The organism is Achromobacter marplatensis, from assembly GCF_002209535.1.
GTDB classification, from domain to species: Bacteria; Pseudomonadota; Gammaproteobacteria; order Burkholderiales; family Burkholderiaceae_B; genus Achromobacter; species Achromobacter marplatensis.
This window is the reverse complement of the sequence record NZ_NJIG01000003.1, coordinates 497,906-512,483: the sequence shown is the minus strand read 5'-3', so window position 1 is coordinate 512,483 and position 14,578 is coordinate 497,906. Positions and strand designations below refer to the sequence as shown.

General features: G+C 68.0%; 15 protein-coding genes. 6 read left to right on the top strand and 9 right to left on the bottom strand.

The genetic code is table 11. The features are described from left to right. The first annotated feature begins 132 nt into the window (after window positions 1–132). A complete protein-coding gene (gene gspD / locus CEY09_RS09340; RefSeq protein ID WP_088588414.1) occupies window positions 133–2,520 on the top strand; it encodes a type II secretion system secretin GspD in 2,388 nt (795 codons plus the stop codon). Further along, window positions 2,517–3,944, top strand: a complete 1,428-nt coding sequence (gene gspE / locus CEY09_RS09335; protein WP_088588413.1) for a type II secretion system ATPase GspE — start codon at window positions 2,517–2,519, stop codon at window positions 3,942–3,944. The genes gspD and gspE overlap by 4 nt, the downstream gene beginning before the upstream one ends. Window positions 3,945–3,971: 27 nt before the next feature. On the opposite strand, the gene gspN is transcribed toward gspE, so the two are convergent. The 8 genes from gspN to gspG are packed head-to-tail and all read right to left on the bottom strand — an operon-like array spanning window position 3,972 to window position 9,167. Beyond that, window positions 3,972–4,730 (bottom strand): type II secretion system protein N, encoded by a 759-nt coding sequence (gene gspN / locus CEY09_RS09330; protein WP_088588412.1) that lies wholly within the window; start codon window positions 4,728–4,730, stop codon window positions 3,972–3,974. Continuing rightward, window positions 4,730–5,317 carry a type II secretion system protein GspM gene (gspM, locus tag CEY09_RS09325; RefSeq protein ID WP_088588411.1) on the bottom strand — a complete coding sequence of 196 codons (588 nt, stop codon included), beginning with the start codon at window positions 5,315–5,317 and terminating at the stop codon, window positions 4,730–4,732. Before gspM ends, gspN begins: the two co-directional genes overlap by 1 nt. Then, window positions 5,314–6,315 carry a type II secretion system protein GspL gene (gene gspL, locus CEY09_RS09320; protein WP_234818257.1) on the bottom strand — a complete coding sequence of 334 codons (1,002 nt, stop codon included), beginning with the start codon at window positions 6,313–6,315 and terminating at the stop codon, window positions 5,314–5,316. Before gspL ends, gspM begins: the two co-directional genes overlap by 4 nt. Continuing rightward, complete coding sequence (gene gspK / locus CEY09_RS09315) at window positions 6,312–7,265, bottom strand: type II secretion system minor pseudopilin GspK (RefSeq protein ID WP_088588409.1); 954 nt, start codon at window positions 7,263–7,265, stop codon at window positions 6,312–6,314. The genes gspL and gspK overlap by 4 nt, the downstream gene beginning before the upstream one ends. After that, window positions 7,262–7,894 carry a PulJ/GspJ family protein gene (locus CEY09_RS09310; RefSeq protein ID WP_088588408.1) on the bottom strand — a complete coding sequence of 211 codons (633 nt, stop codon included), beginning with the start codon at window positions 7,892–7,894 and terminating at the stop codon, window positions 7,262–7,264. Before CEY09_RS09310 ends, gspK begins: the two co-directional genes overlap by 4 nt. Next, on the bottom strand, window positions 7,891–8,292 hold the full coding sequence (gspI, locus tag CEY09_RS09305; RefSeq protein WP_006227366.1) for a type II secretion system minor pseudopilin GspI: 402 nt from the start codon (window positions 8,290–8,292) through the stop codon (window positions 7,891–7,893). The genes CEY09_RS09310 and gspI overlap by 4 nt, the downstream gene beginning before the upstream one ends. Further along, a complete protein-coding gene (gspH, locus tag CEY09_RS09300; RefSeq protein WP_088588407.1) occupies window positions 8,279–8,767 on the bottom strand; it encodes a type II secretion system minor pseudopilin GspH in 489 nt (162 codons plus the stop codon). Before gspH ends, gspI begins: the two co-directional genes overlap by 14 nt. Further along, window positions 8,739–9,167, bottom strand: a complete 429-nt coding sequence (gene gspG / locus CEY09_RS09295) for a type II secretion system major pseudopilin GspG (RefSeq protein ID WP_035214085.1) — start codon at window positions 9,165–9,167, stop codon at window positions 8,739–8,741. Before gspG ends, gspH begins: the two co-directional genes overlap by 29 nt. Window positions 9,168–9,209: 42 nt before the next feature. On the opposite strand from gspG, the gene CEY09_RS31905 reads away from it, so the two are divergent. Further along, window positions 9,210–9,440: a hypothetical protein gene (locus CEY09_RS31905; protein WP_143219547.1), complete on the top strand. Its 231-nt coding sequence runs from the start codon at window positions 9,210–9,212 to the stop codon at window positions 9,438–9,440. Between the two features lie 61 nt (window positions 9,441–9,501). Here CEY09_RS31905 and CEY09_RS09290 read toward each other — a convergent pair whose 3' ends face one another. After that, entirely contained in the window at window positions 9,502–9,945 is a 444-nt protein-coding gene (locus CEY09_RS09290) for a general secretion pathway protein GspC (RefSeq protein WP_088588406.1), read from the bottom strand. Between the two features lie 196 nt (window positions 9,946–10,141). On the opposite strand from CEY09_RS09290, the gene CEY09_RS09285 reads away from it, so the two are divergent. The 3 genes from CEY09_RS09285 (at window position 10,142) to CEY09_RS09275 (ending at window position 14,551) form a co-directional block, all read left to right on the top strand. Then, window positions 10,142–12,109: a PhoX family protein gene (locus CEY09_RS09285; RefSeq protein ID WP_006227370.1), complete on the top strand. Its 1,968-nt coding sequence runs from the start codon at window positions 10,142–10,144 to the stop codon at window positions 12,107–12,109. A 262-nt stretch (window positions 12,110–12,371) separates the two neighbouring features. Further along, window positions 12,372–14,345: a LamG-like jellyroll fold domain-containing protein gene (locus CEY09_RS32385; protein ID WP_175216726.1), complete on the top strand. Its 1,974-nt coding sequence runs from the start codon at window positions 12,372–12,374 to the stop codon at window positions 14,343–14,345. Between the two features lie 20 nt (window positions 14,346–14,365). Next, entirely contained in the window at window positions 14,366–14,551 is a 186-nt protein-coding gene (locus CEY09_RS09275) for a hypothetical protein (RefSeq protein WP_006227372.1), read from the top strand. Window positions 14,552–14,578 lie beyond the last annotated feature (27 nt).

The following is a 14,578-nucleotide window of genomic DNA, read 5'->3' as shown; positions in this document are numbered from 1 at the left end:
CCGAATTTAAAGGGTTTCCAGCCAGTATGTTGCATGTCAAATATGACCGTAGTGTTGCACTGTCACCCCGTATACTCCGACGCGCTTTCACGTTTTTTCACACGATTTCACGTCTCAGGCACCTATCTCGTCATGCGTCATCTCGCGCAGTTCAGCCTTGCGGTCTTGCTTGCAGCAAGCCAAATCGGACCGGCACTCAGCACGGCCCACGCCCAACAGGCAGACAACCGTGTCAGCCTGAATTTCGTCGACACCGATATCCCCGCCGTGTTGCGCGCGCTGTCGCTGTTCACGCAGCGCAACTTCCTGGTCGACCCCCGCGTCAAGGGCAAACTCACGCTGGTGTCGGACCGGCCCGTCGATAGCGGACAGGCGCTGGCCATGCTGACCGGCGCATTGCGCCTGCAGGGATTTGCGATCGTTGATGTGGACGGCGTGACACGAGTGGTGCCCGAAGCCGATGCCAAGCTGCAAGGCAGCGCGGTGGTAGGCAATACGCGGCCCGCAGCGCCTGCATCCGGCACGCCGACGGGTGGCGCCGCGCGCGCGCCGGTGCCGGTGTCGACGTTTGCAAAGGGCGGGAGTAGCGGTGAAATGCTGACGCGCGTGTTCCCGCTGAAGTACGAGAACGCCGCGAACCTGGTGCCGGTGCTGCGGCCGATGGTGCCGCCGAACAACCCCATCAATGCCTACCCCGGCAACAACACGCTGGTGGTGACGGACTACGCGGACAACCTGGAACGGATCGCGCAGGTCATCGCGCGCATCGACGTGCCCAGCTCGATTGACACGGACGTGGTGCCGGTGCAGTCCGGCATCGCGACCGACATTGCTATCCTGGCCTCGCAACTGCTGGATACGCAAAGCAGTGATCCGACCCAGCGCATCGCCGTCGTGGCCGACCCGCGCAGCAACAGCGTGCTGGTGCGTTCCGGCAGCCCAGCGCGCACGCGGCTGGCTCGCGACCTGATCATGAAGCTGGATGCGCAGCAGAACCGTGCGGGCAACCTGCATGTGGTGTACATGCGCAACGCGCAAGCCACGCGCATCGCCGAAGTGCTGGGCGGTCTGCTGACCGGCCAGGCGAACGCCGCGCCGGGCGCCAACGGTGGCGCCGCCGGCGCTTCAGGCCCCACAGGCGGCGCTTCAGGCCCCACAGGCGGCGCCCGCCCGCAGAACACCGCGTCCAACACCGGCGGCCAGATGGGGCAGGGCATGTCGGGCTCGTCCAAGGGCGGCCTGTCGGGTGAACAGGAACGCATCTCGCGCGAAGACAACAGCACCCAGGCCGTGTCGTATTCGGCAGGCGGCGCCACCATCCAGGCAGACCCGGCGACCAACTCGCTGATCATCTCGGCGCCGGAGCCGCTGTACCGCAGCCTGCGCGAAGTGATTGACCAGCTGGACCAGCGCCGCGCACAGGTGCTGGTGGAAAGCCTGATCGTGGAAGTCAGCGAGCAGAAGGCTGCGGAATTCGGCATCCAGTGGATGACGGGCGCGGGCAACATCAACAGCGGCGGCACCAGCTTCATCGGTGGCACCAACCTGGGCGGCAGCGGCATCACCGGCACGGGCCCGACGTCGATCGACGCGCTAGGCGGCGGCTTGAGCCTGGGCGTGGTCAAGGGCACGGTGGACGTGCTGGGCAACAAGGTCATCAACCTGGGCGTGCTGGCGCGCGCCATGCAGAACTCGGGCGAAGCCAACATCCTGTCCACGCCGAACCTGCTGACGCTGGACAACCAGTCTGCCAGCATCCTGGTCGGCAAGACCGTGCCCTTCGTGACGGGGCAGTACGTGACCTCGGGCAGCAACGGCAGCTCCAATCCGTTCCAGACGATCGAGCGCGAGGACGTGGGCTTGAAGCTGAACATCCGTCCGCAGATTTCGGAAGGCGGCGCGGTCAAGCTGGACATCTACCAGGAAGTCAGCAGCATCGACGAAAGCCGCTCCAACGCCACCACCGGCATCGTGACCAACAAGCGCGCCATCGACACCAGTGTGCTGATCGACGACGGCCAGATCATCGTGCTGGGCGGCCTGCTGGAAGACAACGTGACACTGACCACCAACGCCGTGCCGGGCCTGAGTTCGCTGCCGCTGATCGGGTCGCTGTTCCGCTACGATTCACGCAAGCGCACCAAGACCAACCTGATGGTCTTCCTGCGCCCGTACGTCGTGCGCGACGCGAACCGCAGCGCCAGCGTCACCATGGACCGCTACGACTACATGCGCCGCGCGCAAGCCGCCACGCAGCCCGGCGAACATTGGGTGCTTCCCGACATGCAGGCGCCGATGCTGCCGCCGCCGGGTTCCGCGCCGTCCGTGTCGAACAACGCCTATGACCTGCGGCCGGAACAGCAGGCGGCCACGATGCGCCGTCCGCCGCCCGCCACCGTGGAATCCTTCGCGGTGCGCCAGTATCCGGGCATGGCGCCGCAGCGCGACGCGTCGATGCCGATGCGCGTGTCGCAGTCGGTCACCATGGGCGTCGCGGTGGACCCCGAGTCGCTGCTATGAGCGCGCACCCCTTGCCCTATGCCTGGGCGCGCGCGCAGCGCGCCGTGCTGTCGCTGCGTGCGGGGCAGGTGCAGTTGACGGTCAGCCCGCGCACCCCCGATTGGGCGGTGCGCGAGATCCGGCGCTGCCACGGCGATATCGCGCTGGCGCATGTCGACGACGAGGTGCTGGAGACCTTGCTGACGGCCGCCTACAGCCATTCCGAGGACGCGGCGTCCGTCATGGGCGTGGCCGAAAACGAGATCGATCTGGACCGGCTGCTGCAGGACATGCCCGAGGTGGCGGACCTGCTGGAGGCGCAGGACGACGCGCCCGTCATCCGCATGATCAATGCGCTCTTCGCGCAGGCGGCGCGCGACGGCGCCAGCGATATCCACATCGAGCCCTTCGAGACGCATTCCGTGGTGCGCTACCGCGTGGACGGCACCTTGCGCGATGTGGTGTCGCCGCGCAAGGCCCTGCATGCCGCGTTGATTTCGCGCATCAAGATCATGGCGCATCTGGACATCGCGGAAAAGCGCCTGCCGCAGGACGGCCGCATTGCGCTGCGCGTGGGCGGACGGCCGATCGACGTGCGCGTGTCCACCTTGCCGACCGGGCATGGCGAACGCGCCGTGCTGCGCCTGCTGGACAAGGAGGCAGGGCGCCTGCAGCTGGAACGCCTGGGCATGTGCCCGGAGGTGTTGACGCAGCTGGATCGCCTGATCCGGCAGCCGCACGGCATCGTGCTGGTGACGGGGCCGACCGGCAGCGGCAAGACCACCACGCTCTATGCCGCGCTGAGCCGGCTGGACGCGGCCACCAGCAATATCCTGACGGTCGAAGACCCGATTGAATACGACCTGTCGGGCATCAGCCAGACCCAGGTCAACGCCAAGATCGACATGAGCTTCGCGCTGGCCCTGCGCGCCATCCTGCGCCAGGACCCGGACGTGATCATGATCGGCGAAATCCGCGACCTTGAAACCGCGCAGATCGCCGTGCAGGCCTCGCTGACGGGCCACCTGGTGCTGGCCACGCTGCACACCAATGACGCCGTGTCCGCCGTGACGCGCTTGACGGACATGGGGGTCGAGCCTTTCCTGTTGGCCTCATCGTTGCTTGGCGTGCTGGCGCAACGCCTGGTGCGCAAGCTGTGTCCGGAATGCAAGAAGCCCGCCATGCTGGACGGCAGGCAGGTGTTCCACCCGGTGGGATGTCCGACCTGCAATCACACCGGCTATAGCGGACGTTCGGGTATCCACGAGCTGTTCACGGTGGATGACGACGCGCGGCGGCTGATCCATGAGGGCCGCGACGAACGCGAGCTGCGCCTGGCCGCCGTGGCGGCAGGGATGCGGACGATGCGGCAGGACGGCCAGCGCTGGGTGGACGGCGGCCAGACGTCGCCGGAAGAAATCGTGCGCGTCACGCGCGACGCCTGACGTCGCGCGCGCGGGCACCGGCAAGGTTCACTTACCGGTGCCGAACAGCACCGTATCGTTCGAACGCCGGCCAAGGGTCGACATCAATCCGTCCAGCGCGGCGCGCTGGGCGTCGGTGGCCGACGCGGCAAACGTGGCCTGGCCCTCGAAATTCACCCCCCGAGCCGTCACATTGCCCTGGCCGGACACCGCCAGCACGCCGCTTTCCGTACTGAGCGCCAGCGCGGCGCCCGGTTTGCCGGTGCCTTGTACCCGCAGCAGGTAGGTGCCGACAGGCGCGACGGAGGTCAGTGCCGTGCCGGCATTGCGCCAGCGCAGATCGGCGATCGGGCCGGTCGGCAGGGGCCCGCCCAGCCGCAGGGCCTGCCAGCTGATCTCCAGCATGCCTTCGGGCGCCAGCGTGTTCCAGGGCGCGCCCAGCGCGGGCAAGACCGAGGCAGGGACGCGCAGGGACTGCGCCGGCAGCGACAGGCCCGTCCAGCCGACACGGGCGCGCAGCGGCCCTTGCAGCCAGGGGTGAGTGATTTCCAGCGCCATCGCATTCCAGCGCCATTGCCATTGCACCGGCTGCGGCAGCACGCGCTGCGACCCCTTGGGCCCCAATGCGATCCAGGCGCTGCCCTGCCACACGGTGCCGCTGGCGTCGGCCAGCGCCACCAGCGATTGCTCCGGCTGCAGCGCCAGCAGCCACCGCGCAGGGAGCACGCTGACGCCGGCGGCCAGCGCACAGGCGCCGCTGGCCAGCAGCAGGGCGGCCGCGCGCTTGTTGATCCGGGGTAGCGGCATCAGCGGGCTCCCGCCTTGTCCGGCAGGGCCAGGGTTACCTGGCCGTTCACCAAACCAGGCAGCGGCCGGCCATTGGGGTTGGCGGCGCGGGTCAGGTCGACCTTGTGCGTGGCCAGCCCCCAATCGCGGCCCGCGCCGTCCAGCCAGCGCAGTAGCGCGGACGACGGGGCCTGATTCAGGGCCAGTTGCACGCCGGCGCCGGATTCCGGCTGACTCAATGTCCACATGCCCGCCGGCAGGCCGGCGCGTTCCAGGCTGGCGCCCAGTTCCGCCGAGGTGGGCATGGCCGTGGCTGGGGTGGCGGACCGCTGGCGCAGGGATAGGGCTTGGGCCGTCAGGTCGGCGACGCTGGCGGCCTGGGTGCGCAAGGCCGGCAATTCAGCCTGGAGCTTGCGCATCGCATTCAAGGGCGGTTCGATCAAGGTGACGAAGACCAGGGCCGAACCCAGCAGCGCGGCCGCACCCGTGACCAGCCGGCGTTCGCGCGGCGCCAGCGCTTCGTAGCGTTGCCGTGCCCGGGCCAGTGCCGGGTCCACAGGCTTGCGGAGGGATTGCCAGGCGTGTTGCAGGCGTTGGTTCAGTGTCATGGTTGCTTGCGCAGGATGCGCCAGGTGTTGTCGGTATCGCCGCGTTCGAGTTTCAGGCCCAAGGCGGCCGCCTGCTGGATCAGCGCCGGCGTTTCCGCAACGCGTTGCGCTTGTTCGCCGGCATCGGCCAGTTGCAGGGTCAGCGCCTGGTCGGCGTACGTCAGGCGCGCGACCTTGTCGGCCGCGAAGGGCAGGGTCTGCGCGGCGGCGCGCGCCAGCGGCAGGAAGTCCGCGGCGCTGGCCGCGCCCCGGTTGGCCTGCAGCGCGTCCAGGCCCTGCTGGGCCTGGCGTGCGGGGTCCAGCACCACGGGCAGATCGGGGAACGCGGCCAGCACTTGCTGGCGCATCCCGTTTTTCAGCGCGTCGGCTTCGGCGCCCAATTGCGCGGCATGGATGTTCAGGCCGGCGATCCACACGGCGGCCGCGGCCGCGCTCCAGCGCCAGACCGGGCGCCAGCGCGATACGCGCGCCGGAGCTAATTGCGGCATGGCCAGCGACCAGGACGGCGAGGGCGCGCGCCAGCGCGGATCGGCCGGGTCGCGCAACGGCGCGTCGGATTCGGGCGCCAGGGTCTGCGGCGCGATGAGCGCATGCGCGCGCAAACCCTGCGCATTCAGCAGGCTCCACGCCCGCCGCACGGGTTCACGCGGCGCCCAGGCCAAGGGCACCTTGCCGTCGGCGCCGCGCGCACCGTAGCCGATCGCCAGCGCGTCCAGGTCGCTCAGCACCAGCGGTTCCAGCGCGCTGTGCACCGCGGCGGCGAAGCGTGCACGGGCAACGGCAGGAATCTGCACCGTGGTGGCGATGACGTCGGCCGGATGCAGCACGGCCTCGCACGCGGCGTTGGGATAGGCATTGCCCATGGCCTGCAAGGTCAGTTCGCCCTGCTGCGCGCAGCGTCCGCGCCGGTCGAACCAGGCATAGGGCAAGGGCGAGCTGGCGCTGAACTCATCCAGGGGCGGCAGCGCGATTCTCAGGGAGTTTTTGGGGCAATTCATGGGATTTCTCGTGTCCATATCGTGTCGGGCGCGGCGGGCGGGGCGCTGCGCACCAGCGCCTGCATGGATACCCGGGCCCGCTCATAGACCACCGTGCCGCTGGCCAGGAACCAGCCGCTGGCAGTCGTGACAGTGGGCGCGGGCCCTTCCACGCCGGTGCCGGCAAGCCGGTTGGCGAAGTCGCCCGCGTTGTTGAACCAGTTGCCGCGGTCGCGTTCGCCGGTCATCGCGCGCGCCTGGCTGAGCGACAGGCCCGGCACCAGCGCGGCGATGACCTCGGCGGGCGCGGTGTTGACGTTGACGCTGGTGGCGACCGGCAGCACGGTCATCGTGCGGCGCAGCGCATTGCGCACGGGCGGTTCCAGCCCGAGCTGGGCGGCGATCTCGTCCACGCCACGCGGCAGCGGCGCGCGCGCGTCGGGTGCGGGGACGGGCTGGCCGTTCGACGAGGCGGGGGAATCCGCCGCCAGCGCCGGCGGTTGCGCGGCAGCCACGATGTCAATGAGGTGTCCGGCCAGGGTGTCGGGCAACTGCTGCACGTTCAGCAGCCGGCGCAGCACCTTTTCCTGTTCGGGTTGCGGCACGCCGTTGCGGGCAAGATTGCTCAGGTTGTATTTGCCTTGCTCGTCCTGCACGCGGCCCGAGAACACGGCCACGCGGTCGTCGCCCGGCCGTTCGATGCGGGTGTCCAGCACGGGCGTCGCCCAGATCTGGTCGCCGCGTGTGGTGGACTCGCGCTTGCCGTGATCGCGGATGACCAGGCGCGCCCAGTCGATGCCGCCGGCCAGCATTACGCGGGCCTGTACGCGGGCCAACTCGTTTTCCACGCGGCGGGTGCTGGCGGTCTGGCGCTGGAAGAGGCTGGTGGTCAGTGCCGCCACGATCGCGACGATGATCAACGCGCTGATGACTGCCGCGCCGCGTTCGCGGGCCGGGGGAAGCACCGTCATGGCAGCTCCAGGATACGGGTGTAACGCTGCGGCGCGTTGGCCGCGCCGCGTTCCAGCATGATCTCGATGCCGGTGGGCGCGGTGGCGAAGCTGGCATTGGCGTCGACCCAGCCCGTGCCCGGGATCCAGGCGCGCACGCTCATTACCCGCACGCCGGGCAGGAGCCGCACGCCGTCGGTCGCGGCCGGCAGCGGGCTGCGCGGCGCCGACGGGCCGCTGGCGCGCCACAGGCCGTCCGCCCGCACTTGCCATTGCACGCGCTGCCACAGGCCGTTGCCGTCGGGATCGGGGCGCAGCAGCTCCAGGGTGTTGCCGCCGCTCGCCCGGCGCAACAGGCGCAGGCCGCTCGTCAATACCAGCGCGTCCTTGCCGGCGGCATCAAAGCCCGGTCCGGTGTAGGACAACTCGACGTCGCGCCCCATCTGCCCCAGGGTGCGCGCGATGGCGTCCGTGTCCTCGGCCTCCTGCTCGATCCAGTCCCGCGCGCTGGACACGCTGGCCAGGCCGCGCCACGCCATCAGGCTGACCAGCGCCATCAGCGCCAGGGCCACCAGCACTTCGATCAGCGTAAAGCCGGCCTGGGCGGCGCGGGCGCGGGCGGGCGGGGTAGCGGCGCGGCGCATGGTCATCGCAGGCTGGACAACAGCCCGTCCAGTTGCAGCAGCACGGCGTCCGGACGCGCGGAGCGCGTGTCATGGACATTGACGGAAACCTGCCGGAAGCTGCGGTTCATGGAATTGGTGAAGACCAGTTCGCATTGCAGCGCGCGGCCGCCTTGCGGGCAGGGCACGGTTTGCGAACCGGCACGCGGCAGCACCTGATCCAGCCGAAGCTGGGTCAAGGCGTTCTGCGCGGCCAGCAGCGCCAGCGTCTTGTCCTGCAAGGCGCGGTTGTTGGCCGACATGACGCCGGTCGCGCGCAGGGCGGCGGCCATCGCCACGGCGATGATGGCCAGCGCCACCAGCACTTCGATCAGGGTGAAGCCGCGCTGGCGGTCGGCGGGGCGGGGCAGTTCAGCGGATGTCATAACGGCCGGAGGCGTCGCGTTGCAGGGTGATGCTGGCATCCCCCGCGTGAAGCGTAAGCGTCATTGGGGCGGCGACCCATTCGGTGTTGAAGACAAGCGGTCGGTCGGGATCCAGCCGCAGCTGGACCGCACCGGCCGCCCAGGTTTGCGGGTGCAGCATATCGTCGTGTTCCAGGTGGTCGACGGGCACGGGTGTGTCTTCTTCCGCGCTGGGGCCCGGCAGGCGCCCCTGGCGCTCGAATGACCAGCCTTGGCCGTTGGCCAGCCAGCGGATGGGGCGGCCGTCGCTGCGGGCTTCGCTTTGCGCCACCGTGAAGGCGTCCGCCAGGCGATGGGCGTCGCTGCGCAGGCCGTTGTCGCGCTTGCCGATGGACAGGCTGACCATGCTGGCCGCGATGGCCACGATCACCAGCACCACCAGCACTTCAACCAGCGTGAAGCCGCGTTCAGAGCTCCCAGGAACCGATGTCGGCATCGCCGTTTTCTCCCCCGGGCTTGTTGTCGGCGCCGAACGAGAAGACATCGATGTCGCCCTTGACGCCGGGGCTCAGGTATTGATACGGGTGACCCCAGGGGTCATTGGGCAACTTGTCCAGATAGCCGCGCCAGTTGTTGGCGCCGTCGGGCTTTTCGGCCAGCGCGCGCAGGCCTTGCGCCGTGGTGGGATAGCGGCCGTTGTCCAGCCGGTACAGCTTCAAGGCCTGCATGATGCCCGCGATGTCCTGGCGCGCGGCGACTTGCCGGGCCTGGTCGGGGCGGTCCAGCACGCGCGGCACGATCAGGGCCGCCAGGATCCCCATGATCACAATTACCACCATGATCTCGATCAGGGTGAAACCTTGCTGGCGGGCTAGCCCACGCGGTAACTGACGCACTTTGCAACTCCGGTCTTTTGCTAGAAGCACGGGATTGTGGACATGAAATATGACAGTAATGCGTTGCCGGGCCGCCCGCCTGCTACCATGGCCCTTCTACAAGGAGCGGTAATGGCTACAAAAGAGAAGTCTTCGACTGGATTGGCGGCGTTAGTGGAAAAGGCGCTTCAACAGAAGAAGCAGGCTGCCGCCACACAGAAACCGGCAGGGTCTTCCCTGTCGAACCTGGCAGGCCGCAAGCAAATGGGCCGCCCCGCGGGCCGCAAGCGCTGATCGGCGGGCGCTGGAAAGGAAGCGCCGCCTGACCCGCAAGCATTCGACCAATTCCCCACGTTCAATTCACCTGTGCGATCCCCGCTGGCGCCGCCAGCGCGGCGGGCGTTGCCAAGCGGTTCAATCTCCCCCCTTGCTCCACCGTCACGGCATCCACGGCGATATCGCGCAACACGATGCCTGGAGCCACTTCGCCGCCCGCGCGGTAAGCCAGGGGCGGACCCCCATCCACGCTTAGCACCACTGCGCCATCCGGACCGGCCGCGATCAGGCCCAGCACGCTGATCTGCGTGCGCATCACCTCATCTTTTCCGAACCACAGCGCCACCGGCGTGTTGTCGGCTGCGCGTGGCGCGGCGGCGGATACGGCGGGAGGCAGCGGGCCCGGGCGCGGCGCAAGCAGCACGGCGGCCCATACCCCCACGCCGGCGGCCAGCGCCAGCACGGCAAGGACGCGCAGCGCGGCAGGCGCGGAGGGCAGGGAGGGGCGCAAGGAAAGAGGCATGAGGACGACAAAGGATTCGAAAAGCGACGCGCCCGACTATAGCGGTCGTTCATGACAATGCCGATATCAAAAAACCGCCTTCGATTCAGCTTCCGTACAGCTTTCTGTCATTGCGCTTACACGGCGCCTGTCTAGCATGCCGGCAACGCTCAACCCTTCGGGGCGAGCATTCATCCGATCCAACTGGGACACCCGCATGCAAGATACGAATCAAGCCAATCGCCGCCGACTCCTGAAAATGCTGGGAGGCGCGCCGATGCTGCCGATCGGCGGCGTCAGCATGGCTGCGCTGCTGGCCGGCTGTAATTCGAGCGACGACGATGACGACAGCGATGGCTCGACGAATCCGAATCCCAACCCGCCCGTCACGCCGGTGACGTTCACGTCCGCCGCATTCACGTCGATGCCCGCGCCCACGCTGGCCACGCCGCAACTGATGGCGCGCACGACCGTCAGCTCGGCGCTGGCGCTGACTTTCAGCGACGGTTCCAAGCGCACCGTCGAACTGGGCTACGAGCCGTTCTTCATGACGGGCGACGCGGTGCCGGACGGCAAGGGCGGCACGATGGTGGCCGGCGGTTACTTCAACCTGGCCGGCGCGCCCATCATGGACAACTCGGTGCCTGCGAAGGCGCGCCAGTTCTTCTCGAACTGTCCGGACGGCACGTCGCTGCTGGCGTTGTCGGAGCCGACGCAGGTTGCCGGCGTCGCTGGCAACGCGGTCTACGCCGTGGTGCAGTTCGAATACCAGTCGATGGATCAGGCCGGCAACGACATGTATGGCCTGCTGCCGTCGCCGATCGCCGTGCTGACCCTGTCGCAAGACCCGAACACCGGCAAGCTCAGCCTGGTGAAGTACAGCAACGTCGACACGTCGTCGGTGCATGGCCTGTGGATCACCTGTGGCGCCAGCCTGTCGCCCTGGGGCACCCACCTGTCCAGCGAAGAGTACGAGCCGGACGCGACGGTCGCCCGCACGCAGGCGGCCTTCCAGACCTACAGCCAGAATGTCTACGGCGACCCCGCCAAGGCGAATCCCTACCACTACGGCCACATGCCGGAAGTGACCGTGCATCCGGACGGCACGGGCACGGTCAAGAAGCACTACTGCATGGGCCGCATCTCGCACGAACTGGTGCAGATGATGCCCGACCAGCGCACCGCGCTGATGGGCGACGACGCCACCAACGGCGGCCTGTTCATGTTCGTGGCCGACCGCAAGGCGGACCTGTCGGCGGGCACGCTGTATGTAGCGCAATGGACGCAGACCTCGGGCACGGGCCCGGGCGCCGGCACGCTCAAGTGGATCAAGCTGGGCCACGCCACCAGCGCCGAAGTCAAGGAGCTGGCCGACCAGCTGGTGGCCGCCGACATCATGGACGTGCGCACCGTTGACCCGACCGACGCGTCGTTCACCAAGATCCGCTACAGCGGCAAGGACAACTGGGTCAAGCTGCAGCCGGGCCGCCGCCAGGCCGCCGCTTTCCTGGAAACGCATCGCTACGCGGCGATGGTGGGGGGTACGCTGGCCTTCACCAAGATGGAAGGCACGACCGTCAATGCCCGCGACAAGATCGCCTACAGCGCCATGTCGCGCGTGGAATCGTCGATGATCGACGGCAAAGTCCCGGGCCTGAAGGTCGAAGGCAATTCGGCCGGCGCCGTGTACCAGCTGCACATGAAGGCGGGGCAGGTGGATACCGACGGCAGCACGATCGACAGCGAATGGGTGCCGGTGGACATGGGCGCCGTGACTGAGCTGATCGGCAAGCCGCTGGCCACACCGGACGCGTTGGGCAACACGCATGACGCCGATTTCATCTCGAACCCCGACAACCTGAAGTTCTCCGAAAAGCTGCGCACGCTGTTCGTGGGCGAAGACAGCGGCGGCCACGTCAACAACTTCATGTGGGCCTACAACGTCGACACCAAGGCATTGTCGCGCTTGCTGTCCTGCCCGGTGGCGGCGGAATCCACGGGCCTGCAGGCCGTGGACGAGATCAACGGCTGGACCTACATCACCAGCAACTTCCAGCACGCGGCCGACTGGGGCGCCATCCACGCGGTGGTACGTCCGACGTTGGAACCGCTGGTCAAGGCCAACTACAAGGACGGCTTCGGCGCGGCGGTCGGTTATCTGACCGGCGTGAAGATCGGCGCGTAAACCGCGCGCGTCTGCGCATGCGGGACGGGGCGGCGCAGGCGCCGCTTCCGCTGCAGTTCCAAAGGACCGGTACGCCGGTCCTTTTTCATGGGCGTCGCAACCGCTTTTTTTCGCAAAAGAATCCTGATCCGTCGATCAAGCTTTCTGCCCTTTGTTTCATGGGGCCTTCACGTTGAACCGCCACTATGTGCGCAGCGTAAAACCCTGTTCATGAAACGAGAAGATAAGCATGCAAGCATTGAATTGGAGAAGATGGTGCGCCATGTTGCTGGCTACCAGCGCATTGGCTGGCCGTGGGGGCAGCGACGATGACGACGACACCGAGGCGCCTCCCACGACGCCGCCAGTGACCGAGCCGGGCAAGCCGGCCGTCGAGAAGGTGCTGTTCATCGGCGTCGATGGCTTGACGTATGACGCCATGCGCAGCGGCGTTGCGGACAAGACCTTGTCCAACATCGGGCAGTTGACGGTCACGCGCGCCTGGACGGGCGGCGTGACGGGCGGTGTGACCCAGCAGCCTACGCTGGCCGCACCGGGCTGGGCCACCTTGCTGACCGGCCAATGGGCCGACGTGCACGGCGTGCGGTCCGACGCGGCGGGTCAAGCGATGAAAGCGCCCAGCCTGTTCCAGCGCGTCAAGGCAGCGCGCCCCGATGCCCGCCTGGCGGGCGCCTTCAATTCGACATTGCTGGCTGGCCTGGTCGGCAGCGATCGCGACGCAGGCTACGTGCAAGCGGTGACCGACTGCGCGGGCGTTGACGACTGCGTCGCCACGCAGGCGCGTGACCGCATCACGGAAGGCTACGACGTGGTCGTGGCCCAGTTCGGCGCCGCCGAGCGCGCCGCGTCCGACAGTGGCTTCGGCGCCAATTACCAGGCCGTGATCCGCAAGACGGACACCGCCGTGGGCGTCCTGGCCAAGCAGATCGCCGACCGCCGTGCGGCGAACCCCAACGAGAACTGGCTGATCGTCGTGGCGACGAGCCACGGCCTGGGCAAGACGGGCACCGTCGACGGCCTGCCGCTGTCGTCCAACAAGACCATCATGCTGGCGACGAACCAGCCGGCGATGCTGGGCGGCACCGCCGACGATGCGTCGTTTGACGGCGTCTGGGACAGCAACTGGTACGCGCTGCCCAGCGCTGCCGACGTTGCGCCGACGATGCTGGCGCATCTGGGCGCGCTGCCGGCCGACGGCCAGTACGACATGGCGGGCACGCCGTTGTCCGAGCCGCTGGCGCTGCGGCGGCTGGCGACCCGCACTTCGATGGACAACAAGACCGTGACGCTGTCCTGGGTGCGCGTTGGCGAACCCGACGGCGAGATCGTCGTCAGCCGCGACGGCGCCGAAGTGGCGCGGCTGCCCGGCACGGCCACGGAATACGCGGATACGGGCTTCACGTTCGATACCGAAGGCGTGCACACGTTGAACTACAGCGTGTCCGCAGGGCGCGCCGTCAGCGCCACGCGCGCCACGGTGGTCTATGCCAAACCCGTGGTGCTGTTGCCGTCGTTGCGCACCGGTCTGACGATGCTGTTCCCGTTTGAAGGCAACGTGACCGACATCGCGGCGGGCGGAGGCGTGATCACGCCGTACGACGGCGTGCAAGCCCCAGCCTTCGCCGATGCGGGCGTGTTCGGCAAGATGTTCAAGAACGAGCGCGGTTCGGCCGCCCTGGGCGCCTTCAAGCTGGACTACCCGGCGGGCCTGCTCGACAGCCTGCAGGTCTTCACGATCGGCTTCTGGTTCCAGTCCGACGGCACGGCCAACGACCGCTCGATCCTGGGCAACAAGGACTACAACTCCGGCGGCAACCCCGGCATCACCATCGCGCAGTGGGCCGGCCCCGAGCTGCGCTTCAACCTGGCGGGCGGCGGATCGCGCGTCGACATCAACGGTGTGAAGTTCACGGCCAACAAGCCGGTCTACATCGCCATGACCGTCGACAAGACCGCCAAGACCATGACGGCCTCCGTCTACGACAGCGAACTGGGATTCACGCGCCGCTCTACCGCCACGGGTTCGGTGAACCTGGCGCAAGTGGCCGGCGTCTTCGGCCCCCACATCGGCTTGAACGAAGACGGCCGCGGCACCTACGGCATCTGCTGCGCCGGCACGAAGGGCCCGTACACGATGAATTTCGACGATTTGGCTTTCTGGTCGCGTGCCTTGACCGAGGCCGAAGTGAAGTCGCTCGCCATGTCCGGCAAGTCCGTTTCCGAACTGTTTCCCTGATGTTCCTAGGATAGAAAACCATGAGCAACTCCTTGATCTTGCGCGGTTTGCTGCGCGTCGGCGCGGTGCTGATGCTGACCGCCACGCTGGCCGCCTGCGGCGGCGATGACGGCGACGACAGCAAGCCCGACAACGGCGGCGGAACCGAAACCCCGACGCCCGTGCCGCCCACGCCGGCCAAGCCCGAACTGCGTTGCGCGCCTTGAGCCGCGCTCCCTACCGAGTCATAGGAA

Bases quoted from the DNA above. Each gene is read 5' to 3' on its own strand.
- gspD (WP_088588414.1), top strand. From the start codon at position 133: ATGCGTCATCTCGCGCAGTTCAGCCTTGCGGTCTTGCTTGCAGCAAGC.
- gspE (WP_088588413.1), top strand. From the start codon at position 2,517: ATGAGCGCGCACCCCTTGCCCTATGCCTGGGCGCGCGCGCAGCGCGCC.
- CEY09_RS09310 (WP_088588408.1), bottom strand. From the start codon at position 7,894: ATGACCATGCGCCGCGCCGCTACCCCGCCCGCCCGCGCCCGCGCCGCC.
- gspH (WP_088588407.1), bottom strand. From the start codon at position 8,767: ATGCCGACATCGGTTCCTGGGAGCTCTGAACGCGGCTTCACGCTGGTT.
- CEY09_RS09275 (WP_006227372.1), top strand. From the start codon at position 14,366: ATGAGCAACTCCTTGATCTTGCGCGGTTTGCTGCGCGTCGGCGCGGTG.
- gspI (WP_006227366.1), bottom strand. From the start codon at position 8,292: ATGACATCCGCTGAACTGCCCCGCCCCGCCGACCGCCAGCGCGGCTTC.
- CEY09_RS09290 (WP_088588406.1), bottom strand. From the start codon at position 9,945: ATGCCTCTTTCCTTGCGCCCCTCCCTGCCCTCCGCGCCTGCCGCGCTG.
- gspL (WP_234818257.1), bottom strand. From the start codon at position 6,315: ATGAATTGCCCCAAAAACTCCCTGAGAATCGCGCTGCCGCCCCTGGAT.
- gspK (WP_088588409.1), bottom strand. From the start codon at position 7,265: ATGACGGTGCTTCCCCCGGCCCGCGAACGCGGCGCGGCAGTCATCAGC.
- gspM (WP_088588411.1), bottom strand. From the start codon at position 5,317: ATGACACTGAACCAACGCCTGCAACACGCCTGGCAATCCCTCCGCAAG.
- CEY09_RS09285 (WP_006227370.1), top strand. From the start codon at position 10,142: ATGCAAGATACGAATCAAGCCAATCGCCGCCGACTCCTGAAAATGCTG.
- gspN (WP_088588412.1), bottom strand. From the start codon at position 4,730: ATGCCGCTACCCCGGATCAACAAGCGCGCGGCCGCCCTGCTGCTGGCC.
- CEY09_RS31905 (WP_143219547.1), top strand. From the start codon at position 9,210: ATGAAATATGACAGTAATGCGTTGCCGGGCCGCCCGCCTGCTACCATG.
- CEY09_RS32385 (WP_175216726.1), top strand. From the start codon at position 12,372: ATGTTGCTGGCTACCAGCGCATTGGCTGGCCGTGGGGGCAGCGACGAT.